Raw genomic sequence first — 22,914 nt, 5'->3', positions numbered from 1 at the left:
TCTCTATTTTCGTTATTTGGTAACCGCTCTCGCAATTATTCTGTATCAAGATTTGTGATTCGTCGTTTGTGGGCTTCGCAAAAGAAATCACATATCCATCTGCTTGGCGAGGCTCCGCAACGAAACAGCCTCCGAGGAGTAGGAGAGAGCACAGCACGAGTAATCGAAGGAGAGGATTCACGATACGGCCTCCATTGTCTATGTCGTTGGATTATTTTGACTAATGACAGCCGCTGTCGGCTCCTTGGTTGGAGAGCGCAGGTACGATTGCCGTTGAAGTCGAATCCTTACGATCTTACAGTCCGTGGGCTATCACAGGTGTCATCTACGGAAGTCAGTCGATCTACTTCTTCATATGTCAATGTCTGCTGACGCGTCTCGCCCGGGGCATTGGGACCAGATTGGACTGAGATTCTTCTTGAATGTCGTAGCCGGTTTTCCGTGATGCGAGAGTCCCAACGGATGAGGGATATGTGATGCCAGTTGTTTGGCCGGCACGGTCATTGGAGTTTGTGCGGATGCGCATCGTCGCAAAGTTCTGGATCATTGGGCGTCCGCCTGCGTCGTAGGTCGAGTTGAACTGGCCAGAGCCGGAAATGTTCTTGGACGTCACAAGACCTCTGTGTTCGGTGAAGCTGTCGTACGGGTCCGCAACCGAAGCGAACTGTCCAGCCGTGGGATAAGTCGTTGTCCTTAAGAAGTCATCCCTGTCGATATAACTGGTCTGCCTACCCCACAGCCGCATCCCCTCTGAACCACGCCACCCGATGCCTCGATGCCCGTGTGATCTAGGTGAGCAAACCACTCGCCGAGTCATATGTATTGGTCGTTGGAGACACAGCCGTGTAAGAGGAAAGCCCGGTACGCTCGTTGCTGAGGTTGCCGGTCTGGAGGCTGCGTTAAGAGTTGCAGTGTTGGTTCGAATTGTCCTGTGGGGCGGTTCTGCCCTGACGTCCAGTGCTCCCCATGCATTCTCGAGGAGGGATGCCCGCTCCCGTCGAATACGCGGGTCCGCGTAATCTGGGACCATGCCGCCGCATCATCGAATCAGTACCGGACATCAGGGTGTCGACGCCATCGTCGATGGCCTGCGTATCGGCGACAACGTCGTTTGGCAAACAAGCGATCTGGCCGACTACCGCGAGATGGTGGGCAACTTCGTCGCTCAGGCGCGGATGGACGGTCGCCGCATCGTCTACATCCGTTTTGCCGCGCATGAACCCGTCGTCGATGACATGACGGGTATCGAGTTGTACCACCTCGATCCGGCTCCGGGATTCGAGAGCTTTGCCTCCACGGTTCACCAGATCATCACTCGTGAGGGCATAGGGGTCTATTACGTATTCGACTCCCTGACGGATCTGCTCGATCGCTGGTATTCCGACCTTATGGTCCTGAACTTCTTCAAGGTCACGTGCCCGTACCTCTACGACCTGGATACGGTTGCCTACTTCTGCCTGCTTCGGGGCAAGCACACCTTCAGCACCATCGCAGGCATCCGGGAGACGACCCAGCTCCTGTTCGACCTCTACAACGTCGAGGGTCAGACCTACATCCACACCCTCAAGGCGGCTGACCGATACGCGCCGACGATGTACTTTCCGCATCGCGTCGCCGCGGATCGCGCCGAGCCGGTAACGGCAAGCGAGGAGACCTCACGGCTATTCGGCCAGGTGGCCGGGCAGCGCGAACCTCTCGACCGCTGGCGGACCCTCATCAGTGATGGATCGAGGGCACTCCACGACGGCGACGTGGCCGAGCAGCAGCGCATAGCCGACACCCTCGCGCGGCTCCTGCTGGGCAGGAGCGGGCGAATGGTGGCACTTGCGCGCCAGCAATTGAGTCTGCAAGATCTGCTGGCCATCGCCGACCGCGAGATCGGCACCGGATTCATTGGCGGAAAATCGGTGGGCATGCTGACGGCCGGGGCAATCGCCGCCAGCGTGCCGAGCCTCGCTCGGCGGCTTGAGGCTCATGATTCGTTCTATCTCGGATCCGACCTTTTCCTCACCTACATCGTCGCCAACGGGTGGTGGCGCGAATGGATGGCGCAGAAGACGGAGGAGGGCTACTACGAGGTCGGGGCGAGACTGCACGACCGCCTCGCTCACGGTCAGTTTCCGCAGGCAATCCGCGAAAGGTTCCTACGCCTGCTGGAGTACTACGGGCAATCGCCCATCATCGTTCGATCCAGCTCACTGCTGGAGGACAACTTCGGCAATGCCTTCGCAGGCAAGTACGAGTCCACGTTTTGCGCGAACCAGGGAACTCCCGAGGACCGCCTGCGTGCTTTCGAGAACGCCGTGAGATCCGTCTACGCGTCGTCCATGAGCGAGGAGGCACTCACCTATCGCGAAAGGCGGAACCTCAGCACCTCGGACGAGCAGATGGCCGTCCTCGTCCAGCGCGTGTCCGGGGATCACCATGGGGAGCTCTTCTTCCCTCACGCGGGTGGCGTCGGCAACTCGCACAACCTGTACGTGTGGGGCGAGGACATCGATCCGGCGGCGGGCGCGCTGCGCCTCGTTATCGGGCTCGGCACCCGAGCGGTGGACCACCTGACGGACGACTACGCGCGAGTGGTCACCCTCGACCATCCGCTGCGCAGTCCGTTCTCACTCGAGGACGCGGCGCGATACGCCCAGCGCAAAGTCGACGTGCTCAACCTGCGGCGAAACGCCCTACTCACCGTTCCGCTCACCGATGTGCAGTCGTTGCCCATGGACTGGAGCCTGTTCCTCAGCCTTGATCGCGAGCAGTTGCGGCGGTTGCGCGAACTCGGCCGCTCCGCGCCGATCACCCCGCTGACCTGTGATTTTGCCGGACTTCTGCACTCCGAGTTCGCGGCCTACATGCGCGAGTTGATGTCCATGCTGGCGGCGGCCTACGAGTATCCCGTCGACATCGAGTTCACCGTGAACCTGTCTCGTGAGGGTGAGTTCCGCGTCGGCCTGGTTCAATGCCGTCCCCTGCAGACCAGGGGACTGGGAGATGCCATTGAGATGCCGGACGAGGACTCCGGTCGCGCGATTCTGCGCGCAGCCGGCGGATTCATGGGCGGCAACGTACGTTTGCCGATCGACGTCGTCGTGCTCGTCCGACCGCAGGCATACCTCGCGCTCGGCCAGCAGGAACGCTACTCAGTCGCTCGCGAGTTGGGCGAGGTGAACCGCGCACTGGCCGGTCAGCGCATTATGTACATCGGGCCGGGACGGTGGGGTACAAGCACGACGGAGCTGGGGGTCCCCGTCCACTTCGCCGAGATCAACAACGCTGCCGCGCTGGTCGAGGTCACGGATCCGGCAGCGGACTTCAGCCCTGATCTCAGCTTCGGCTCCCACTTCTTCCTCGACCTCGTCGAATCGAACATCTTCTTCATCGCACTCGACCAGGCCAAACCCGATGCGCTATTCGCGCCGGCGCTGGTGACGGAAGCGCCCAACCTGCTGGCGAGCCTCGTGCCCGGCACCTCGCTGGAACACGTCATCACCGTGGCACGGCTACCCGGTCTGACGCTCTACTCGGACGTCGTCAGCCAGCGCGTCGCCTGTCTCTGACCTTGAGGGCTTCGCCGCGCGTCGGCGACCTAGTCTGCGACGAGCGAGGACAGAAGGAGCGGCAGATCCCGCCGCGACTTGATCCCCAACTTGGGGTAGGCGCGCCACAGATGCCATTCCACGGCCTTGACGGTCACGTACAACTCCGCCGCGATCTGGCGGTTCGTCATACCCTTGGCGGCGAGTTCGCACACGCGCACCTCGGATGCGGTCAACGATGCGACCGGATCGTTGACGCGCTCGGTCGGATGGCGTTCCCCGAGATCAGCCAGCAGCGTGCGCGCCCGTTGCGCCACGGGGATCGAGCCGATGCGCTCAGCCTCGATGATGCCGCCCCGCGCCAGCGCGATAGCCTCGGCCACCTGCGCGTCGCCGCCGAGTTCGGCCAGATGGTGCGCTAGGCGGACTCGGCCCTCTCCTAGTTCAAGCCGTCCCTCGTGCAGTTCGAGCAGCCTGATTCCCTCGCGAAGCAGGACGATGGCCTCGTCCTGCGGGTACGCGGCCGAAGCCATGACGAGCGTCCGGCCCAGGGTGCGGGGGGCGCCGAATGTGCGGGCTCGTTCAATGGCTTGAGCGGCGACGTCCGACGCCAACTCACGATGTCCGAGCACGACTGCGGATCGGACGAGGGCGAGCGGCGGGAGGCCGTACGTCGGTCCCGGGCAGTACTCATTGGTGATTTCTGTGGCAGCCCGCAGATATTCGAAGGCTCGCTCGTGGTCGCCCTCGCCCTGAGCGACAAGGCCCACGGCGTGCAGCGCCATCATCTGAGGCAGCGCCTCGGAGCGCATGGCGTCCGAGTAAACGTCCAGATCCGCGACCGCGGCCTTCGCCGCGTCCAGGTCGCCCTGCGCGAGTGCCACGCGCGCGAGCACCAGTTTTGCGGCAGCGAGGTATGCACCCCAACCGTAGTCGCGGTGCGTGCGCAATGCCGCCTCGGCATCCTGGCGCGCCCGCCGAAGCCGACCGCGGTTCATGTGGACGTACGCGCGGCAGTACGACATCGTGCCGTAAGCCATCACGGAGCCCGAGATGCGGGCGCGCCGCAGCGCCTCGGTCATCAGCGCGAGTGCCTCGTCGTCGCATTCGGCTCCATTGAGCGCACCTGTGAGCATGGAGAGGACCGGCCCGTCGATGCCATCCTCGGACACGATTGCGAGGTTGTGGGCCGCGCGGCGAGCCAGGTGGGCCGCTCGCGGCGCATCTCGACCGAGAATGGTCAGTTCGAGTGCAGCATGACTCAGGAGGGCTCGTTCTCCTAGCCCGTCCAACGACTCGTCCTGTGCCAGGATCGCCTCGATCTCCGATTCTTCGAGAGGTTTGCCTTCACCGACAAGCCATGCGACTGCCGCGAGCCTCGCTATGGCGAGGCGCCGGTGGCCGAGGGAGAGACGGATGGAATCATCCTCCAGCATGGCGAGCGTATCGAGGAAAGCTTCGCGCGCGAGTTCGGTCTGTCCGCTCGCGTAGTAGGCATCGCCGATGTCCATTTGGATGTCGAGCACCTGCGACGCGTCGGCGCCGGCCATCGCCGCGCGCCAGGCTCGGACGGCACCTTCCACATCGCCAGCGAGTACGAGGGACTTGCCGTCGAGGATCTTCAGCCGGTGGGTGTCCTCGTCGCTCGTCGGAGGCTCGAGTCGCGCCCGTTCCACCAACTCGCGAGCGGTCCTTTCGAACCCGAACGTGATCGAGCGTTCGATAGCCGAAAGGAGTAGGGGGAGCACGCGAGGATCCTGCTGCGCGGGCGTCGCGATCAACCACGCCCCGACCTGCTCGACAGAGGCTTGATCACCGAGGGCGAGGGCTGCCTTGAGGTAGATGGGCGCGGTCAGGTCTGCGTTCTCGAGTACGACCTCGGCGAGTAAGGGGTGAGCGGCCACGGAGACGCCGTCCGCTCCGTCGAGAAGGTCGAGGCGCGTCGCCTCGGCGATGAGTTCGGCGGCGGCGTGGGGCGCGATCTCCAGCACGGTTGCCACGTTCGCGGAGGTGGCGAAGGAGTCGAGCACCGCCACTGCGGCCAGAACCGGCAGGAACTGAGGAAACCCCGCAAGGTACTGCCGGCCGATCGCGAGTAACTGCCCGGGCGCCGTGGGGGTCCGCGGCGTGCCGTCCGGATTCAGCAGGGTCTCCATGACCGCCGGATCGTGGACAAGGGGGGCGATGAGCAGCGGCAATCCGCCTGTGACGGCGGCAACGCGGCCAACCTCTTCCTCGCTGAACTTCGCAAAATCCGTGGCGCGCAGCCACTCGGCGATGTCCGGACGCGACAGCGCGGTGAGCTCGGAGAACGACGTTCCCGGCCGCCCGATCAAGGGCTCGAATTCCGGCGGTAACTCGCCTGCGCGCGCGGCGATGACGACCACGACCCGCTGATCCGTCAGCGAACTGATGGCCGATGCGATGGCCTGCAGCGAGGCAGCATCCCCCCAGTGGGCGTCGTCGATGACCAGGAGCGTGGGTCCGGCGGCGGCCAGCGTCTCGATGGTCCAGGTGAGAGCCACGGGAATGCCACTTGTGGGAACCACCTTCCCCAGCACGAGGTCGCTGATCGAGGTTCCGGGCCCATCGAAGGGCTCACTGCCGGCGGGAATGCGCGTGGCGAGTCGCACGAAGATTCGCGTCAGTATTCCCCACGCCTGGTCCGGGCCGCCCGCCGGATTGCCGGTGGCCGCCAGAACTGTCCAGCCCTCACTCGTCGCGTCGTCGCGGATGGCGCGCAAGAGGGAGGTTTTTCCCACGCCGGCCATACCCGTGATGAACCAGACCGAGCCCGCACCCGCCGTCGCCGCGGCGCGCAGGCGTGCCCACTGCTCCAGTTCCGTGCTGCGTCCTACGAGTGGCATGTTCTCGGATACTCCTTCGCGCAGGGGTCAGGCCAGCGCTTCACTGGAATTGTCGCGCCCTGGTGCGCAAATACCAAGGGACGATCCTGAAAATCTGGGGTCTCGGGGTCTTGTATGTCGAGCCGATCAAGTGTATCGCCGCCGCCATGCGCCGTCATTCGTTGGAGGGTATCCGTCCGATGCGCGACGTAGGATTGTGCCCATGACCGATCCCAACCTGCCACTTTCCGAGCCCGCTGCGGACCCTGCCACCCAGGGTGGCGCCACGGCGGTCCTGGAGCGCGCGGAGCAGACGCAGGATGCCGAACCAGGGGACCATGAGCGGTTCAGCCACTACGTGCGCAAGGAGAAGATCCTCGAGTCGGCGCTCTCGGGCAAGCCCGTTGTCGCGCTGTGCGGCAAGATCTGGGTTCCGGGCAGGGACCCGAAGAAGTTCCCCATCTGCCCCGTCTGCAAAGAGATCTATGAGGGTCTGCGCGACCCGCAGGACGATGGCGACGGCAGCGACGGCGGTGACGCCAAGTCGTGAGCATGACTCAAGACTTTGACGGTAGCCAGACACTCTTCGACGCGCTGGGAGCCACCGAGGAAAGCCCGGAGGTTCGGCCGATTCCCACGCCTGGGGGCGACCTGGAATCGGGCGCACCGGCCCACGTGCCAGCGCGCCGTGCCGGTTCCGTGGCCGCCGCCGAGCACCTCCCACCGGCCTTCCCGCTCCGTGCGCCGTGGGGCACCGTCACGAAGTTGCGTGCCTGGCAGGCCGAGGCGCTCGAGCGCTATCAGGCGGCCCGCCCGCGCGACTTCCTCGCCGTGGCCACGCCTGGCGCGGGGAAGACGACCTTCGCGCTTCGCCTCGCGACGATGCTGCTCGATGAGGGCGTCGTGAACCGCGTCACCGTCGTGGCACCCACGGAGCACCTCAAGCACCAGTGGGCCGAGGCAGGCGGGCGAGTGGGCATCAAGCTCGACGCGAATTTCCGCAACTCGCAGGGCGCCCACGGCGCTCACTTCCACGGCGTCGCGGTGACGTATGCCCAGGTGGCCGCCAACCCGGAACTGCACCGGGCCAAGACGGAGGCTCGCCGCACCCTGGTGATCCTGGACGAGATCCACCACGCGGGCGACGCGCTGTCCTGGGGAGATGGCGTGCGCGACGCGTTCGAACCCGCCGCGCGCCGCCTCGCCCTGACGGGCACGCCCTTCCGCTCGGACACCGCACCCATCCCGTTCGTGACTTACGAGAAGGGCGACGACGGCATCCGCCGTTCCCGCGCCGACTACACGTATGGCTACGCCGAGGCGCTACGCGATCACGTGGTGCGCCCCGTCATCTTCATGTCCTATTCGGGGCACATGCGCTGGCGGACGAAGGCGGGGGACGAGGTCTCCGCGCGCCTCGGGGAGCCGTTGACGAAGGACATCACGGCGCAGGCCTGGCGCACGGCCCTCGATCCCTCGGGCGAGTGGATCTCGCAGGTGCTTCGCGCCGCCGACACTCGGCTCACGGAGGTCCGCCGTTCGGTTCCGGACGCGGGCGGGCTCGTCATCGCCTCGGATCAGACGGATGCGCGCGCCTACGCCAAGCAGCTACGCGCGATCACCGGGCAGCCGCCGACCGTGGTGCTCTCCGACGACACGGGCGCATCCGAGCGCATCGAGGAATTCGCCAAGGAACCTAAGAAGCGCTGGATGGTGGCCGTGCGCATGGTCTCGGAGGGGGTCGATGTGCCTCGCCTGGCGGTAGGTGTTTATGCGACCTCGACGTCGACCCCGCTGTACTTCGCGCAGGCAGTCGGACGATTCGTCCGGGCGCGCAAGCGCGGAGAGATCGCCTCGTTGTTCCTGCCGTCCGTACCGCACCTGCTCGGCCTCGCGAACGCGCTGGAACTCGAACGGGACCACGCTCTGGACCGCCCCGAGACCGCGCAGAATCCCGATTTCGTGCCCGAGGACGCCCTCGTAGCTGCGGCGAACCGGGAGGAGAAGGCATCTGGAACGCTGCTCGATGAGGGCGCATTTCAGGCGCTTGAGGCGCAGGCATCGTTCGATCGCGTCCTGTTCGACGGCGGCGAGTTCGGGACGGCGGCCGACCCCGGATCGTCCGAGGAAGCGGATTTCCTGGGCCTGCCGGGCTTACTGGAACCGGATCAGGTCTCGACGCTGCTGCGCTCGCGGCAGGCCGATCAGTTGCGTGGTGGGCGCGGCGGTCAGGCGGACGAGGAGTTCGACCACCGTCGCGCCGCGGAACTGCGCAAGGAACTGCAGAAACTCGTCTCCGCGTGGTCTCGCAGGTCAGGTCAGCCGCACGGCTCGGTGCACACGGCGCTGCGCCGTGCCTCAGGTGGTCCCGAGGTGCCCCAGGCGACGGTCGCGCAGCTCGAAGCGCGCATCGCCACGCTCCGGAAGTGGTTCGTCGGCAAACGCTGAGCCGGGGGCACCGCCCGGTTCGGGCATCACCCGGTTCGCACCGCCACCCGGTTCGAGCCACCACCTGGTTCGCACCGCCACCCGGTTCGCACCGCCACCGGGTTCGCGCCACCATAGTGCAGTTCGACCTATGAAATACATGCCGGTGAACGGTACTTTCATACAGCGAACAGCGAACAGCGAACCGCGAACCGCAAACCGGGGATCAGGCGCGCACCGCTATACGCGCACGGTCACAGAGTTGCAGTGCGGACGGGCAGTGCGGGCTCGCCCGACGAGAGTCGCAGCGCCGTCAGCGGCAACTCGTCGCGGGCAGAGCGGTGGTGCTCCGCCGCTCGGCGCAGGCCCCCAGCGCCCAGGTGGCTCTCGTCGATCTCACCGTCGCGGACGTACGTCACCGTGAGGTCGCGCGCGGGCTGGGACGGCACGAAGGAGGCGACGGAGGCCTCGTCCCCGATCGCCACCAAGTCGGCGCTTGCTCGCCCCTGGTCGTCTACCTCGCGGAAGAGTCGCTTGAACCCGCCGACGCTCGGCTTGCCAGCGGATGCCTTGGCGACCGGGACCATCGAGCCGTCCGCAGCCTCGCGCGCCGCGAGTTTGTAGACCATAGAGCACGTGGGAGCGCCCGATCCCGTCACGAGCCTGGTGCCGACGCCGAACGAATCGACCGGCGCGGAACTGAGTGAAGCTATCGCGTACTCGTCCAGGTCTGAGGTGACCGTGATCTTCGTCTCGGTCGCCCCGGCCGCGTCGAGTTGCGCGCGCACCTCGCGCGCCAGGATGCCCAGATCGCCCGAATCGATGCGCACCGCGCCGAGTTCCGAACCCGCTACCTCGATGGCGCGCCGCACCCCGAGCGGAATGTCGTAGGTGTCGACGAGTAGCGTCGTCCCAGGACCGAACGCGGCCACCTGCGAGGCGAAGGCCTGCTCCTCGTTGTCGTGCAGCAGCGTGAACGCGTGCGCCGCGGTCCCGATCGTGGGGATCTCCCACAGCGCCCCCGCGGCCAGATTGGACGTGCCCGTGAACCCTCCCACGACGGCGGCGCGCGCGGCCGCGAGCGCCGCGTCCTCGTGCGTGCGCCGCGCGCCCATGTCCAGGCAGGGACGAGTCCCCGCGGCCGACGTCATTCTGGAAGCGGCGGCGGCCACCGCCGAATCGAAGTTCAGCACCGATAGCACCAGCGTCTCGAGGACTACGGCCTCGGCGAACGTGCCGACGACACTCAGCAGCGGGGTACCGGGGAAGTAGACCTCGCCCTCGGCCAGGCCGCTGATGGTGCCGTTGAAGCGGTAGTTCTCCAGGTAGGCGGCGGTGGGCTCGTCCACGATCCCGCGCTCGAGGAGGAATCCGAGTTCGGCCGAACTGAAGCGAAACGCCGCCAACTGCTCAAGGAAGCGGCCGGTACCCGCCAGCACACCGTACCTGCGCCACGACGGCAGGCGGCGGGTGAACACCTCGAAGCGGCAGCGGCGCTCGGCGGTGCCGTCGGCGAGGGCAGCGCGCAACATCGTGAGTTCGTACATATCCGTGCGCATGGCCGGGGAGATCCGGCGGGGGTCGGCGGGAATCACCCCATAACGGTACGTCCGAACCGACTAGAGTGGGCGTATGGGCGACACACACGCTACCGGCGGGTCGACCGCGCTGGCGTCGCAGGCCGCCGCTTCGCGGGCCGCTGCGGAGAACCCCAAATGGCAGGTCGTCGTCTGGGATGACCCGGTGAACCTGATGAACTACGTGGAATACGTCTTCCGCAAGCACTTCGGGTACACCCAGGACCACTCGCGCACCCTCATGCTGCGGGTTCATCACGAGGGCAAGGCCGTCGTCGCGACGAGGTCCAAAGAGCGCGCGGAGGCCGATGTGCAGGCGCTGCACGGCTACGGGCTGCAGGCGACGATGCGGCCAGAGGCTCGCGGATGATCCCGTTCGAGGTCGAGGAATCGGCCTACGTCGCATGGCTCGACGACATCGAGGTGTTCCTCGTCATCGGTGCGATCGAGCAGACGATCGAGGCGCTGAGCGGCGTCACGGCAGTCGTCGTGCCCGGCGCGGAGGAGGCTGGCAACGGTCGGTCCGGCGCGGACGAGCCCGGCGCCGCTCGGCCCGGGGCGGACGAGCCCGGAACCGACGAGGGCACGAACCCGCTTGCGGAGATGCTTCGACTGCACTCTGCCGAGATCGAGGCGATAGCGCGGCCAGCCGATAGCGCCGTCCTCAAACTCCTGCCCGACGGCAGCGAGGACCCCGACGTAGCAGACCAGTTCCGCCGCCTCACCCAGCTCGACCTCGCCGAGCGGAAGGTGACTCGGCTCGTACGCCTCCACCAGCAATTGCGGGCTTCGGGGGAACTGGGAATGCCGCAGGCGGCGCATCGTATCGAGTTGCAGCCAACGGACGCGGCGGAAGTTGCGTCCGCGATCACCGACGTCCGGGTTCTGCTCGCCGATCGACTCGGGATCGCCGATAGCGATCAGGTCGAGGAGGTCTACGAACGAGTCATGGACCTGGCCGACGATACGGTTACGCCGCCCGACGAGGCGTTCGAGCCGGCGGCATCACCCGACTCACTGACGCAAGAACCGGACGAGGGCGCGCCCTGGCCGGATATGAATCGCGTCGCCTTCGTGCTGCTGGGGTTGCTGCAGGATTCGCTGGTCGATGCCATGCTGGACGATCTGCCGGAGGACGGACCGGCGTAATAGCCCGAGGCGGGTACCATAAGGGACGTGAATGACGCGCCGATCGGTATCTTCGACTCTGGTGTGGGCGGGCTCACCGTGGCGCGCGCAGTGCTCGATCTCCTGCCGGGCGAGTCGATCCTCTACATCGGCGACACCGCGAATTCCCCCTACGGTCCCAAGCCACTGGCAACGGTGCGATCACTGGCTATGGAGGTGATGGACCGGCTCGTGGACCAGGGCGTCAAGATGCTCGTCATCGCCTGCAACAGCGCGTCCGCGGCCGTCCTGCGGGACGCGCGTGAGCGCTACACGATCGGCCGCGGGCTGCCCATCGTCGAGGTGGTGCTGCCCGCCGCCCGCCGCGCCGTCGCCGCGACCCATTCCGGTCGCATCGGCGTGATCGGAACCCAGGCCACGGTCGATTCGCGCGCCTACAACGACGCGCTCGCGGTGGTGCCCGGGATCGAGATCTTCTCCCAGGCCTGCCCCGAGTTCGTGGAGGTCGTTGAAAATGGCGTGACGACGGGCCCCAAGGTGCTCGCGCTCGCCCATGAATACCTTTCTTCGCTGCGGGAGCACGAGATCGACACGCTCATCCTCGGCTGCACGCACTATCCGCTGCTGGCGGGCGTCATCAGCTACGTCATGGGGGACAAGGTCACGCTCGTTTCCTCGGCCGATGAGACGGCTCGCGACGTCTACCGGACGCTGATCGCGCAGAATCTCCAGCGCGACCCGGCCGCGGGTCCGCCGCGCCACCGCTTCGTCTCCACCGGCGACAACGAGGTGTTCCAGCGCCTGGCGCGGCGATTTCTCGGACCCGAGGTGGATCAGGTCGAGCGCGAGGTCCGAATCGGGCTGCCCGTGGGGGACGCGTCGTGAAACTGACCGTCGTCGGCTGCGCGGGCTCGTATGCGGGACCCGAGAGCGCGGCCTCGTGCTACCTGGTGCAAGCGAGCGACGAATCCGGTCGCGTTTGGAACCTGATCCTGGACCTGGGCTCCGGCAGTTTCGGGTCGCTGCAACGCCACATCGAGCCGTCCGAGCTTGATGCCGTCGCGATCTCGCACATGCATGCGGATCACATCGCCGACATCACCGGCCTCGAGGTATACCGCAAATACCACCCCGAGCGGGCGGAGCGGATCGGCGCCGGCCCCGCGGATCGCGCCGAGGCGCTCACGGTGCTCGGGCCCTCGGGCATCGCGCGCCGGGTGGCCCGGCTTAGCGCGAGCGAGGACGAGTCCTCCGCCACTCCCGCCGGCGCCCTGACAGGGGAGCCGTGCACCTTTCGCTTCGTGGAGTGGGAGACGGCCACGACGTACCGGATCGGCCCGTTCACCATCGAGGCGTTCGACGCTCACCACCCGATCGAGGCATACTCGATCCGCATCTCGGGACCGAGCGATTCGGGAGCCGCCGAGCCGGTGGTGCTCGCCTTCAGCGGCGACACCGACGACTGCGCGGGCGTTCGTGCTGCCGCCAGCGGCGCCGACCTGTTCCTGTGCGAGGCCGCGTTCGTGTCCGGCCGCGACGACGCGATCGACGGCGTGCATCTGACCGGCCAGCGCGCCGGCCGGATCGCGACGGATGCAGGTGTCCGGCAGCTCGCGCTGACGCACATTCCCGCCTGGAACGCGCCGGGAATCGCCCGGGATGAGGCGCGCGTCGAATACGCCGGGCCCTTGAGCGTGGTCCGTCCCGGTGACACTTTCGTCCTGTGATAGCGCGACCTGGGGCCGCGCTACGAACCGCCACTTCTTCTACCGAGCCCGTTCAAGCACCCGACCGTAAGGCACTCACCCCATGACGACAGTCTCCGACCCCACCTTCCAGCGCGCCGACGGCCGCGCGGCCGACCAACTGCGTCCCGTCCGGATCACGCGCGGCTGGCTCGATCACGCCGAGGGCAGCGTGCTCGTCGAGTTCGGTGCAACGCGGGTACTGTGCGCCGCCTCGTTCACGCAGGGCGTGCCCCGCTGGCGCAAGGGCTCCGGGCAGGGCTGGGTCACCGCGGAGTACGCGATGCTGCCGCGCTCGACCAACACGCGATCCGATCGCGAGTCCGTGCGCGGCAAGATCGGCGGTCGCACGCACGAGATCTCGCGGCTGATCGGGCGCTCACTGCGAGCGGTCGTCGATGTGGATGCGCTCGGCGAGAACACGATCGTGCTCGACTGCGACGTGCTGCAGGCCGACGGGGGAACCCGCACCGCAGCTATCACTGGCGCGTACGTGGCACTCGCGGATGCGGTTCGCTGGGCGACGCAGCGCGGCGTGATCGCGCCGGGCCGGCAGGTGCTGCGGGATTCGGTTGCGGCCATCAGCGTTGGAATCGTGGATTCCACGCCGGTCCTGGACCTGCCCTACGTCGAGGACGTGCGAGCCGAGACCGATATGAACGTGGTCGTCACCGGCTCGGGGGCCTTTGTCGAGGTGCAGGGGACCGCCGAGCACGCGCCGTTCAATCGCAATGAGCTGAACTCGCTGCTGGACCTGGCGCTCGCGGGTACCAGCGAACTGGCGCGGATCCAGAGCGAGGCGCTCGCGGCACCGCTGCCCGGTGGAAGGGCGCCGCAGGCATGACCGCGGTGCCCGGAAACGCCCGCCTGCTACTCGCGACGGGCAACGCCCACAAACTGGGCGAACTGCGCGCCATCCTGACCGGTGAGGACGGGGTGCCCGGGCTGCGTCCCGACGAGATCATCGGATCGGGCGAACTAGGCCTGCCCGAGCCAGTCGAGGACGGCGCGACCTTTGCCGAGAACGCGCTGATCAAGGCCCGCGCACTCGCCCAGGCGACAGGTCGGCCCGCCATCGCAGATGACTCGGGAATCGCCGTCGACATCATGGGCGGCGCTCCCGGAATCTTCTCCGCCCGCTGGAGCGGGCGGCACGGCGATGACGTCGCCAACCTCGACCTGCTGCTCGCCCAATTGGCCGACGTCCCCGATCGGCACCGCGGGGGTGCGTTCGTCTGCGCGGCCGTGCTCGTCCACCCGGATGGTCGGGAGATCGTGCGCCTCGGCGAACTGCGGGGCACGATTGCTCGCGCGCCCCGTGGCGAAGGAGGGTTCGGCTACGACCCGATCTTCATCCCGGAGGGGATGAAGGTCTCGTCAGCCGAGTTGAACGCCGATGAGAAGAACGCGATCTCGCACCGGGGGCGGGCATTCCGCGAACTGGCGCGCGACATCGCCGCTGGCATCGCCTAGGGAACGGGCCATTCCTGCGGCCGTCCCAGAGCGCCGAGTTCACACGCGATTGTCCGACTTCCAGGACGCATTGCTGTGAACGTGCGCCCTGGCTAGTGGGGCCGCTGCCGGCAGGGTGGTCCCGGCCAGCGGCCTCGGTCGATGGGGCGAGGCGGGTTACTCCGCCTGCGCCGACTTTGCGGCGGCGCGAGCCAGGAGGCGCCAGCCGAGGATGAGCAGGGCGAGGACCACGACGGTGATAGTCGTCATGGTCCAGTGCGGCGCCTTGCTCTGCACGACCGCGTAGATGCCGAGCCCGACGGCGCTCGTCGCCGCCCACACGCTCAGGCCCACGGGCTTGAGACTGGCCGGGGCGCGCCAGGCGCGGGCGGCCAGCCACGCCACGGCAAGCGCGGGCACGAAGATCGCGAGGAGTTTCGCGATGTCCGCCGGCCCTTTTCCGTGCGCCAGGGCGGCCAGCAGCGCGAATACCACGACGCTCACGAAGTCTGAGATGGCGGCGCGCACGACTTGCTGGCGCGCGGGCGGGGCGGGCACGGGGCTGGGGGAAACGCTCACGTCAACATCCTAACCGGCTCCAAAGTCGCGGGCGGCAGCCAGCTGCGTTCCGCCGGGATCGGTCTCGACCGCACACCACCCGCGAAGCAATGTTCGCCGTGGCGAACATTTGTTATCAGGCACGGCGAACACTACTATCGGGGCATGCGCATTCCCCGCACGGCTCTGCGTGCAGTTTCCCTCATCGTGGTCGTCGCGCTCGCGGCGGGGTGCTCGTCCTCCGCCCGTAAGGCCACCGATGACCGTCCGCTGGTGCTGACCACCTTCTCGGTGCTCGCCGATATCGCGAGCAACATCGCGGGGAACAGGGTGCGGGTCGAATCCATCACCAAGGTCGGCGCCGAGATCCACGGCTACGAGCCGACGCCCGGGGACCTGAAATCCGCCGAGGACGCCGACCTCATCCTCGTGGGCGGACTCGGGCTCGAGGCGTGGTTCGAGAGGTTCGTCGCCCATTCCGATGCCCCGCGCGTGATCGTGAGCGATGGCATCGTGCCGATCGACATCGCCGGTGGCGCATACGAGGGCAGGCCGAACCCGCACGCCTGGATGAGCCCGGCGAACGTGCAACTCTACGGGGATGCCATCGCGGCGGCGCTCGCCTCGATCGTCCCGGAGCATGCGGACGAGTTCACCGCCAATGCCTCCCGCTACCGCGGCGAACTGCAGCAGGTGCGCGACGATCTGGCGGCCGCGCTCCGAGCCGTGCCGCAGGAGCGCCGAGCCCTCGTGACGTGCGAGGGCGCGTTCTCGTACCTCGCGCGCGATGCGGGACTCACGGAACGCTACCTGTGGCCCGTCAATGCCGAGCAGCAGGTGACGGCGCAGCAGATCACCGCGGTGATCGAGTTCGTCCGCGACAACGAGGTGCCGGCGGTGTTCTGCGAGTCGACGGTCTCCGATGCCGCGATGCGGCAGGTCGTCGAGGCCACGGGGACCAGTTTCGGCGGCACGCTCTACGTCGATTCGCTGTCGGCGAAGGACGGTCCGGTGCCCACGTACCTCGACCTCATCCGGTACGACGCGGAGTTCATCGCCGCGGGCCTCACGGGAGGAACGCAGTGAGCGCGGCCATCGACATCGACGGCGTCTCGGTGCGCTACGGGGATCTCGTCGCCCTGGACGATGTCACCGTCCGGGTCGAGTCCGGCGGAATCTGCGGGCTCGTCGGCATGAATGGCGCGGGCAAGTCCACCCTCATGAAGGCGGCGATGGGAGTGATCCGGCCCGGTGGGGGAACCGTTCGCCTCGCCGGGCGTGCCCCTGGCGAGGCGAGACGGGCGGGCGTCGTCGCCTACGTCCCGCAGAGCGAGGCCGTGGACTGGGATTTCCCCATCTCGGTGCGCGAGGTCGTGACGATGGGACGATATGGCTTCATGCGGCCCGGCCGGCGGGCGTCGCGGGCGGACATCCGCTGCGTGGACGAGGCCATCGAACGCGTGGAACTGCCTGACCTCACCGAGCGGCCCATCGGGCAACTCTCGGGTGGTCAGCGCAAGCGGGTGTTCGTCGCCCGCGCCATCGCGCAGCGAGCGAGCGTCCTGCTGCTCGATGAACCCTTCGCGGGCGTCGACAAGCGCACCGAGGCCACGATCACGCGGCTACTGCGAGAACTCGCGGCGGGCGGCGCGTCGGTCCTGATCGCGACGCACGACCTCGCGGCTCTGCCGGAACTCGCTACCGAGGCCGTCCTGCTGGCGCGCAGCGTCATCGCGCATGGCACGCCGGTGGACGTTCTCGCACCCGCCAACCTCGCCCGCGCCTTCGGCATGGATCCGCTTAGACGGGACGAGCAGGTATGACCGTCATCGAGTTCCTCACCGAGCCGTTCGCCTACGACTTCATGATGCGCGGGCTCGTGACCTGCCTCATCGCTGCCGTCGTGTGCGCGGTGCTGTCATGCTGGCTCGTGCTCATCGGCTGGTCCCTGATGGGCGATGCGGTCTCGCACGCCGTCCTGCCCGGGGTCGTGCTCGCCTACATCGCCGGTGTGCCCTTCGCGCTGGGGGCGATCGTGTTTGGACTGCTTGCCGTCGGGCTGATCTCGGCGGTGCGCTCCGGTTCGGGCATCAAGGAGGATGCGGCGATCGGGATCGTCTTCACGACGCTGTTCGCGCTCGGCCTCGTGCTCATCTCGGTGACGCCGTCACAGACCGACCTGAACCACATCGTGTTCGGGAACGTGCTGGGCGTCGCGAACGCGGACTTCGCGCAGATCGCCGGAATCGGAGCCGTGGTGCTCGCCGTCCTGGTGTACAAGCGCCGCGATTTCACCCTGTTCGCGTTCGATCCCGCGCACGCCTTCGCCATCGGATTGAATCCCAGGCGCCTCGCCGCGATCCTGCTCGGTTTGATTGCGCTCACTGCGGTCGTCGCGCTGCAGGTCGTGGGAGTCGTGCTCGTGGTGGCGCTGCTCATCACGCCGGGTGCGACGGCCCGGCTGATCACCGATCGATTCAGCCGGATGCTGGTGATCGCCCCGGCAGTGTCGATCGGTGCGACCTTCGCTGGACTGTATGCGAGTTACTACGCCGACGCGGCGCCGGGCGGCTCCATCGTCCTCGCCCTGGGGGTTGCCTTCGCGTTGGCGTACCTGTTCGCCCCGCGCGCCGGGCTCGTGGTGCGAGTCGTGCGCCGCCGGTAATCCGAGCGTCGACGGCGGTAACCACGATCCGGGCGTCGACACCGGGTAGGGCTACCGAACACCCGATATACCCGGTGTCGCGCAACCCTAACCGGCGTCGGCAGTGGACTGTGCGGGTAGGTGGTGTCGGCAGTGGACTGTGCGGGGCTATGCGTCCTCGGCTGCCGGCGCCGGAGACACGAATATCGCGTCGGCCGCCTGCGCACCGAGCGGGATCTTGCCTCCGCCCGGAAGCGAGACCTGGACGGCATCCGAGTAGGGGGCGGCCTCGCCGATCGTCAGTTCCGCCCCTAGACCTATCCCGCAGCTGTCGAAGAACTGAAGCATGGCGGGATCCTCGTCCGAAATCCGCTCCACCACAACGCGGCCTACCGGACCGGCCTGGCTCAGACGCACGGCATCGGGCACGCGCACTATCCCCTCCGCGTCCGGGATCGGGTCGCCGTGCGGGTCGCGATCCGGATAGCCGAGTAGCGCGTCGATCCGTTCGACCATGAAGTCGGACACGGCGTGCTCCAGCGTTTCGGCCTCGTCGTGGACCTGATCCCAGGTATAGCCAAGCGTCGTGACCAGGAACGACTCGATCAGCCGATGGCGGCGAACCATCTGGATGGCGTAGCGACGCCCCAGCTCCGTCAGTTCGACGGCGCCGTAGGGCGCGTGCTCGACCAGCCCTTGGCTGTCCAGTTTCTTGATCGCATCGGAGACGGAGGACATCTTCAGCCCTGATTTATCCGCGATCAACTTGGGGGTCACGGGATCATCCGACCACTCGGCGAGGCCCCAGATGACCTTGAGGTAGTTCTGGGTGCTGGCGGACAGATCAGATACGGACACGTGCTCAGTCTAGGGAACGGGGCATCCTCCCGTCGTGTCCGCAGGGCTGGGGGTTAACCCCCAGCGAATTCGGGTGGCAGCAGGGTGTCGCCTCGCCTCGGCAACTGAAAGCATGGAGAACATGACAGATCAAGTGACCGCTGCCGGCTTTCCCGATCTCGGCGAAGCGCCGATTCGCTCGGCGCTCGCCTCGGCGCCGTTGTTTCAGGAACGCCGTTCGCCCCTGCTCGGGCTCTTCCAGGGGACGACCTGGAGCGCATTCGGCTACCTGTTCACGACGATGCTGCTGGCACCGGTTGGCTTCGCCTATGCGATTACTGCGATCTCGCTCGGCCTGCCGATCGCCGTGTTCATTGTCGGACTGGTCGTATCGGCGGCTTTGATCCTCGGCGCCCGGGGAATAGGAGCGGCCTACCGGCTTCTTGCCAACGGCATCCTGAGGACGAGTATCCCGGCACCGATGCCGCCTCGCAGGCGGGCGGGCATCACCGGGTTCGTCAAGATGGGCCTGACGGATGCGGCGGGCTGGCGCGCGCTGGCGCACTCGGTCATCAGCTTCGTCACCGCGCTGATCTCGCTCGTCCTGACCGCGACTCTGCTTTCCATCGGCCTGGGTGCCACGACCTATGGGCTCTGGCGTCCGTTCCTGCCGGCGCAGGAGGCGACGGACGGCACCTGGCATAGTGGCGCGCAGTTCGGGGACGCCTATTTCCTCGACACCCCGGGGCGCATCGCCCTGTCCACGATTGTCGGCCTCGTGTTCTTGGTCTTAATCTGGCCGGCCGTCAACAACGGGCTCGCCCGCTTGCAAGCCATCCTCGCCGCGAGTCTGCTCGGTCCCACCGCCTCGTCGATCGCTCGCGCTCGTCTTGAGGCGCAGCGCGACCAGGCGGCATCGGTCACGACGGACAGGATGCGCTCCATTGAACGCGACCTGCACGATGTCACGCAGGCTCAGCTCGTCGCCATCGCCATGAAACTCGGCGATGCGCGCGAACGACTCGATTCGGGCGAGACCCCCGCATCCGTCGCGGCCAGCATCGCCGCCGCTCACGACACGTCCAAGGACGCACTGGCGGATCTGCGGTCGCTGGTGCGTGGGATCCACCCCGCGGCGCTCGACGCCGGGCTCGGCACGGCCCTGCAGACGCTCGCGTCGCGCTCCGCGCTGCCGGTATCGCTCGATCTTAGGATTGAGGACGATCTCACCGCGACAGTGGAGAGCGTCGCCTACTTCTGCGCCGCGGAACTGCTCAACAACGTCGCCAAGCACTCGGGCGCGGATCATGCCGAACTCGTAGTGCGGACAGCCGATCAGCGGCTGCTGCTGACGGTGCGCGACGGCGGGCGGGGAGGCGCGCGCGGGCTCACCTCGGTGCGCGGGCGGGCCGGCAGCATCGGCGGCAACGTTACGATCGAATCACCAGAAGGTGGCCCGACCGTGGTGACAGTGGACCTGCCCCGGATCCTGACGTCGGCCTGACCTGGAGTAAGCAATCGGGGGACGTAGATGAAACTGGCCATTGCCGAGGACTCCGCGATCCTGCGGGTGGGACTGAGCGAACTCCTCAGCGGTCGCGGGCACGAGGTGACGATCGCGGCAGGCGACGGCGACCAGTTGTTGCGCGAACTAGAGCACGCCGGCGTGGACGCCGTCATTATGGACGTGCGGATGCCGCCCACGTTCGTCAGCGAGGGCATCGAGTGCGCGCTGAAGGTCCGGCAACGCTGGCCCGATACGGCCGTCCTGGTGTTCTCCCAGTACGTCGAGACCCAGTACGCGGCCGAGCTGCTCGCGGGTGACCCGAGCGGCGTCGGCTACCTGCTCAAGGACAGGGTGGCGGAGGTGGGCCAGTTCCTTGATGCTCTCGCGAGGGTGGCGGCCGGCGAGACCGTGCTCGACCCCGAGGTCGTCAGCCAACTCATCGGGGCCTCAGCGACGCGGCAGGGCATCGCGTCGCTGACGGCGCGCGAGCGGGACGCCCTCGAATTGATGGCCCAGGGGCGTTCCAATGCGGCGATCGGCCAGTCCCTGCACATCTCGCTGGGGACCGTGGAAAAGTACGTCTCGGCGATCTTCGCCAAGATGGGGCTCGAACAGGCGGGGGAGGACCACCGGCGCGTGCTCGCCGTCCTGCGCTATCTCGACGTGACCGCGTAGGCGGAAGGTTCTTCTCCATTGCGTCGTCATCCCGGCGAGAGGCGACTCCGCAACCCCGAGTGACAGCCGTGCCGCGGACTGCTGTCCTGAACTCGGATGACTGAGTACGATCGATGCTATGAGAGTTTCCCGGCGCATCGCGGCTATTTCGTTGCCTGTCATCCTCATGTTCGGCACGATCACCGGCGCAAGCTCGGCCGTGGCGCAGGAGCCCGCATGTTCCACCGCCAATGCGGAGGCTCTGCTCGTGGGCAACGGAGTGAAATTCGATGTGCGCAAAAGCGCAGGCGCCTATCTCGACAAGCGCGAGCGCAAGACGATCTGCGTGGTGTGGATGGCGGACCTGGAGAAGGGCAAGTCATCGGTCCGGCTCTCGCTGAGCAAGAACACCAAGACCCTCTGGGTCAAACGCACGGAGAAGACCGCGAAACGGGCGTTCACATCGGTTGAGACCTTGACCAAGGCGGGACGCAAGGCGCTCGGGGTGAAGACAGTGCGATTCACGCACAAGACCACGACTCGCAAGAATGGCAGCAAGCAGGTCACCTCCTACCGCAACGTGGGCGGTAGTGCTGGTCGCAGGATCGCCACGGTCAAGAGCAGCAGTACCGCCTGGTCGAACAAGGTCAAGATCACCCTCACCGCCAAGAACGGACGGACCACGAAGATCGTGGTCGGTGACACTTGCCGGGTCAACGCCGCTAAGCCGCGGTGCACCGGCTCGCAGTCCAGCAGCAGCAAGTCGTACCGGGGATCGTTCAACGTCGTGCTGAAGGAGAAATCCTCCGATGACCTGCTCGTAAGCCACGGACTTGCGCGTAGCGGTCAGGGTGCGGGGCGCTACAACAAGGTCTATCGGCTGGAGCAGTCGCGATTCGGGGCGGAACGCAATGGATACGCGCGTGGCCGAGGCTAGCCGCTGCATCACCTGATGATTGCGACTTCCTGGAAACGCTCGATATAGGCGAGTAGGGTCGATGGATTCGCAGGCCGGGATTCCGGTCACCAGCCGTGACCACGCTGGAAATCGTGGATCAGCAGGAGGAATCATCGTGAATCTTGCGCCTATCGAGATCACCACGCTCAAGGGTGACCGAACCACCTTCGGTGAGCTCACCGGCGGCAAGGTTGCGCTTGTGGTCAACGTAGCCTCCCGCTGCGGACTGGCTCCGCAGTATGCCCAGCTTGAGGAACTGCAGAAGACCTACGCCGACCGCGGGTTCACCGTCATCGGCTTCCCCAGCAACCAGTTCCTCCAGGAGCTCAGCTCGGAGGACAAGATCGCCGAGTACTGCTCGATGACCTGGGGTGTCACCTTCCCCATGACCGAGAAGGTCAAAGTCAACGGGAAGCATGCGCACCCTCTCTACCGCGAACTCACCCAGACCCCTGACGAGGAGGGCAAGTCCGGGCGCGTCATATGGAACTTCGAGAAGTTCCTGGTGCACCCGGACGGGCGGACCAAGCGTTTCCGGCCGACGGTCGTCCCAGACGATCCGAGGATCGTCGGTGCCATCGAAGATTGGCTTGACGAGAAGTAGGCAGGCAACCGGGTCCCCGCGAATTGAGTAGGCGGGCAACTGGGGCGCTGGCCCCCGCGAATTGCCCGTCGGCTACGGCGGGCTATCCGACGCCGGAGGGGCGGGTTGCCGCGATCTCCTCGGCCTGGATGACGGCACCGAGCAGTCCGGGGAAGCGCGTGTCCAGATCGTCGCAGCGGAGCGCGTTCAGGATCGCCGTGCCCTCGTACCGCTGCCTGATCACCCCCGCCTCGCGCAGGACGCGAAAGTGGTGGGTCAGGGTGGATTTGCTGACGGGTAGCTCGAATGCGATGCAGGCGAGTTCGTCATGCCCCTGGGAGAGTTTCAGCACGATCTCCCGGCGAACCGGATCCGATAGGGCGGAAAGCATGTCGGTGAGGGAGACGTCGGCGATGTCGGGGTGCATCAGTTCACGCGGCATCAGTTCTCCTTCGAGTGGTG

The 22,914-nt window shown here is 66.7% G+C and carries 21 protein-coding genes; 16 read left to right on the top strand and 5 right to left on the bottom strand.

The window, feature by feature from the left end:
* Positions 1 to 1,028: 1,028 nt before the first annotated feature.
* Positions 1,029 to 3,557, top strand: coding sequence for a PEP/pyruvate-binding domain-containing protein (locus FB461_RS06525; protein WP_142120022.1), 2,529 nt, complete (start codon positions 1,029 to 1,031; stop codon positions 3,555 to 3,557).
* A 29-nt stretch (positions 3,558 to 3,586) separates the two neighbouring features.
* Here FB461_RS06525 and FB461_RS06520 read toward each other — a convergent pair whose 3' ends face one another.
* Complete coding sequence (locus tag FB461_RS06520) at positions 3,587 to 6,403, bottom strand: helix-turn-helix transcriptional regulator (protein ID WP_142120020.1); 2,817 nt, start codon at positions 6,401 to 6,403, stop codon at positions 3,587 to 3,589.
* A gap of 202 nt (positions 6,404 to 6,605) precedes the next feature.
* Here FB461_RS06520 and FB461_RS06515 point away from each other — a divergent pair, with 202 nt between their 5' ends.
* Both FB461_RS06515 and FB461_RS06510 read left to right on the top strand, forming a co-directional pair.
* A complete protein-coding gene (locus tag FB461_RS06515) occupies positions 6,606 to 6,932 on the top strand; it encodes a DUF3039 domain-containing protein (RefSeq protein ID WP_142120018.1) in 327 nt (108 codons plus the stop codon).
* A gap of 2 nt (positions 6,933 to 6,934) precedes the next feature.
* Complete coding sequence (locus FB461_RS06510) at positions 6,935 to 8,830, top strand: DEAD/DEAH box helicase (RefSeq protein WP_142120016.1); 1,896 nt, start codon at positions 6,935 to 6,937, stop codon at positions 8,828 to 8,830.
* 233 nt (positions 8,831 to 9,063) lie between these two features.
* Here the strand turns inward: FB461_RS06510 and FB461_RS06505 are convergent, their stop codons facing one another.
* Positions 9,064 to 10,404 (bottom strand): nicotinate phosphoribosyltransferase, encoded by a 1,341-nt coding sequence (locus tag FB461_RS06505; protein ID WP_281282065.1) that lies wholly within the window; start codon positions 10,402 to 10,404, stop codon positions 9,064 to 9,066.
* Positions 10,405 to 10,441: 37 nt separating this feature from the next.
* Between FB461_RS06505 and clpS the strand changes: the two genes are divergently transcribed.
* From clpS to rdgB, 6 genes are all read left to right on the top strand, one after another.
* A complete protein-coding gene (clpS, locus tag FB461_RS06500; RefSeq protein WP_142120014.1) occupies positions 10,442 to 10,756 on the top strand; it encodes an ATP-dependent Clp protease adapter ClpS in 315 nt (104 codons plus the stop codon).
* A complete protein-coding gene (locus FB461_RS06495) occupies positions 10,753 to 11,535 on the top strand; it encodes a DUF2017 family protein (RefSeq protein WP_142120012.1) in 783 nt (260 codons plus the stop codon). The genes clpS and FB461_RS06495 overlap by 4 nt, the downstream gene beginning before the upstream one ends.
* A 27-nt stretch (positions 11,536 to 11,562) precedes the next feature.
* Positions 11,563 to 12,399 (top strand): glutamate racemase, encoded by an 837-nt coding sequence (gene murI, locus FB461_RS06490; protein WP_142120010.1) that lies wholly within the window; start codon positions 11,563 to 11,565, stop codon positions 12,397 to 12,399.
* A complete protein-coding gene (locus FB461_RS06485) occupies positions 12,396 to 13,241 on the top strand; it encodes an MBL fold metallo-hydrolase (RefSeq protein ID WP_142120007.1) in 846 nt (281 codons plus the stop codon). Before murI ends, FB461_RS06485 begins: the two co-directional genes overlap by 4 nt.
* Positions 13,242 to 13,323: 82 nt before the next feature.
* Complete coding sequence (gene rph, locus FB461_RS06480) at positions 13,324 to 14,103, top strand: ribonuclease PH (protein ID WP_142120005.1); 780 nt, start codon at positions 13,324 to 13,326, stop codon at positions 14,101 to 14,103.
* Complete coding sequence (gene rdgB, locus FB461_RS06475) at positions 14,100 to 14,732, top strand: RdgB/HAM1 family non-canonical purine NTP pyrophosphatase (protein WP_142120003.1); 633 nt, start codon at positions 14,100 to 14,102, stop codon at positions 14,730 to 14,732. Before rph ends, rdgB begins: the two co-directional genes overlap by 4 nt.
* A gap of 156 nt (positions 14,733 to 14,888) precedes the next feature.
* Here the strand turns inward: rdgB and FB461_RS06470 are convergent, their stop codons facing one another.
* Positions 14,889 to 15,290, bottom strand: a complete 402-nt coding sequence (locus tag FB461_RS06470) for a DUF3054 family protein (RefSeq protein ID WP_142120001.1) — start codon at positions 15,288 to 15,290, stop codon at positions 14,889 to 14,891.
* Between the two features lie 144 nt (positions 15,291 to 15,434).
* On the opposite strand from FB461_RS06470, the gene FB461_RS06465 reads away from it, so the two are divergent.
* The 3 genes from FB461_RS06465 to FB461_RS06455 are packed head-to-tail and all read left to right on the top strand — an operon-like array spanning position 15,435 to position 17,934.
* Positions 15,435 to 16,355 (top strand): metal ABC transporter substrate-binding protein, encoded by a 921-nt coding sequence (locus tag FB461_RS06465; protein ID WP_142119999.1) that lies wholly within the window; start codon positions 15,435 to 15,437, stop codon positions 16,353 to 16,355.
* Complete coding sequence (locus FB461_RS06460) at positions 16,352 to 17,092, top strand: metal ABC transporter ATP-binding protein (protein WP_142119997.1); 741 nt, start codon at positions 16,352 to 16,354, stop codon at positions 17,090 to 17,092. Before FB461_RS06465 ends, FB461_RS06460 begins: the two co-directional genes overlap by 4 nt.
* Positions 17,089 to 17,934 carry a metal ABC transporter permease gene (locus tag FB461_RS06455; protein WP_142119995.1) on the top strand — a complete coding sequence of 282 codons (846 nt, stop codon included), beginning with the start codon at positions 17,089 to 17,091 and terminating at the stop codon, positions 17,932 to 17,934. Before FB461_RS06460 ends, FB461_RS06455 begins: the two co-directional genes overlap by 4 nt.
* Positions 17,935 to 18,081: 147 nt before the next feature.
* Here FB461_RS06455 and FB461_RS06450 read toward each other — a convergent pair whose 3' ends face one another.
* Positions 18,082 to 18,771: a metal-dependent transcriptional regulator gene (locus FB461_RS06450; RefSeq protein ID WP_142119993.1), complete on the bottom strand. Its 690-nt coding sequence runs from the start codon at positions 18,769 to 18,771 to the stop codon at positions 18,082 to 18,084.
* Positions 18,772 to 18,892: 121 nt separating this feature from the next.
* On the opposite strand from FB461_RS06450, the gene FB461_RS06445 reads away from it, so the two are divergent.
* From FB461_RS06445 to FB461_RS06430, 4 genes are all read left to right on the top strand, one after another.
* Positions 18,893 to 20,254: a sensor histidine kinase gene (locus FB461_RS06445; protein ID WP_170222638.1), complete on the top strand. Its 1,362-nt coding sequence runs from the start codon at positions 18,893 to 18,895 to the stop codon at positions 20,252 to 20,254.
* Between the two features lie 27 nt (positions 20,255 to 20,281).
* Positions 20,282 to 20,932: a response regulator gene (locus tag FB461_RS06440; protein ID WP_142119989.1), complete on the top strand. Its 651-nt coding sequence runs from the start codon at positions 20,282 to 20,284 to the stop codon at positions 20,930 to 20,932.
* A 118-nt stretch (positions 20,933 to 21,050) separates the two neighbouring features.
* Positions 21,051 to 21,848: a hypothetical protein gene (locus FB461_RS06435; RefSeq protein WP_142119987.1), complete on the top strand. Its 798-nt coding sequence runs from the start codon at positions 21,051 to 21,053 to the stop codon at positions 21,846 to 21,848.
* 151 nt (positions 21,849 to 21,999) lie between these two features.
* Positions 22,000 to 22,473 (top strand): glutathione peroxidase, encoded by a 474-nt coding sequence (locus FB461_RS06430; RefSeq protein ID WP_425466906.1) that lies wholly within the window; start codon positions 22,000 to 22,002, stop codon positions 22,471 to 22,473.
* Positions 22,474 to 22,555: 82 nt separating this feature from the next.
* Here the strand turns inward: FB461_RS06430 and FB461_RS06425 are convergent, their stop codons facing one another.
* Positions 22,556 to 22,894, bottom strand: coding sequence for an ArsR/SmtB family transcription factor (locus FB461_RS06425; RefSeq protein ID WP_142119983.1), 339 nt, complete (start codon positions 22,892 to 22,894; stop codon positions 22,556 to 22,558).
* Between the last annotated feature and the right edge of the window lie 20 nt (positions 22,895 to 22,914).

The sequence above is a fragment of the Rarobacter faecitabidus genome (assembly GCF_006716265.1).
GTDB classification, from domain to species: Bacteria; Actinomycetota; Actinomycetes; order Actinomycetales; family Cellulomonadaceae; genus Rarobacter; species Rarobacter faecitabidus.
The sequence above is the reverse complement of the archived record's forward strand: the minus strand, read 5'-3'. Positions and strand labels throughout refer to the sequence as shown.

Bases quoted from the DNA above. Each gene is read 5' to 3' on its own strand.
- FB461_RS06525 (WP_142120022.1), top strand. From the start codon at position 1,029: ATGCCGCCGCATCATCGAATCAGTACCGGACATCAGGGTGTCGACGCC.
- FB461_RS06520 (WP_142120020.1), bottom strand. From the start codon at position 6,403: ATGCCACTCGTAGGACGCAGCACGGAACTGGAGCAGTGGGCACGCCTG.
- FB461_RS06515 (WP_142120018.1), top strand. From the start codon at position 6,606: ATGACCGATCCCAACCTGCCACTTTCCGAGCCCGCTGCGGACCCTGCC.
- FB461_RS06510 (WP_142120016.1), top strand. From the start codon at position 6,935: ATGACTCAAGACTTTGACGGTAGCCAGACACTCTTCGACGCGCTGGGA.
- clpS (WP_142120014.1), top strand. From the start codon at position 10,442: ATGGGCGACACACACGCTACCGGCGGGTCGACCGCGCTGGCGTCGCAG.
- FB461_RS06495 (WP_142120012.1), top strand. From the start codon at position 10,753: ATGATCCCGTTCGAGGTCGAGGAATCGGCCTACGTCGCATGGCTCGAC.
- rph (WP_142120005.1), top strand. From the start codon at position 13,324: ATGACGACAGTCTCCGACCCCACCTTCCAGCGCGCCGACGGCCGCGCG.
- rdgB (WP_142120003.1), top strand. From the start codon at position 14,100: ATGACCGCGGTGCCCGGAAACGCCCGCCTGCTACTCGCGACGGGCAAC.
- FB461_RS06465 (WP_142119999.1), top strand. From the start codon at position 15,435: ATGCGCATTCCCCGCACGGCTCTGCGTGCAGTTTCCCTCATCGTGGTC.
- FB461_RS06455 (WP_142119995.1), top strand. From the start codon at position 17,089: ATGACCGTCATCGAGTTCCTCACCGAGCCGTTCGCCTACGACTTCATG.
- FB461_RS06445 (WP_170222638.1), top strand. From the start codon at position 18,893: ATGACAGATCAAGTGACCGCTGCCGGCTTTCCCGATCTCGGCGAAGCG.
- FB461_RS06440 (WP_142119989.1), top strand. From the start codon at position 20,282: ATGAAACTGGCCATTGCCGAGGACTCCGCGATCCTGCGGGTGGGACTG.
- FB461_RS06435 (WP_142119987.1), top strand. From the start codon at position 21,051: ATGAGAGTTTCCCGGCGCATCGCGGCTATTTCGTTGCCTGTCATCCTC.
- FB461_RS06425 (WP_142119983.1), bottom strand. From the start codon at position 22,894: ATGCCGCGTGAACTGATGCACCCCGACATCGCCGACGTCTCCCTCACC.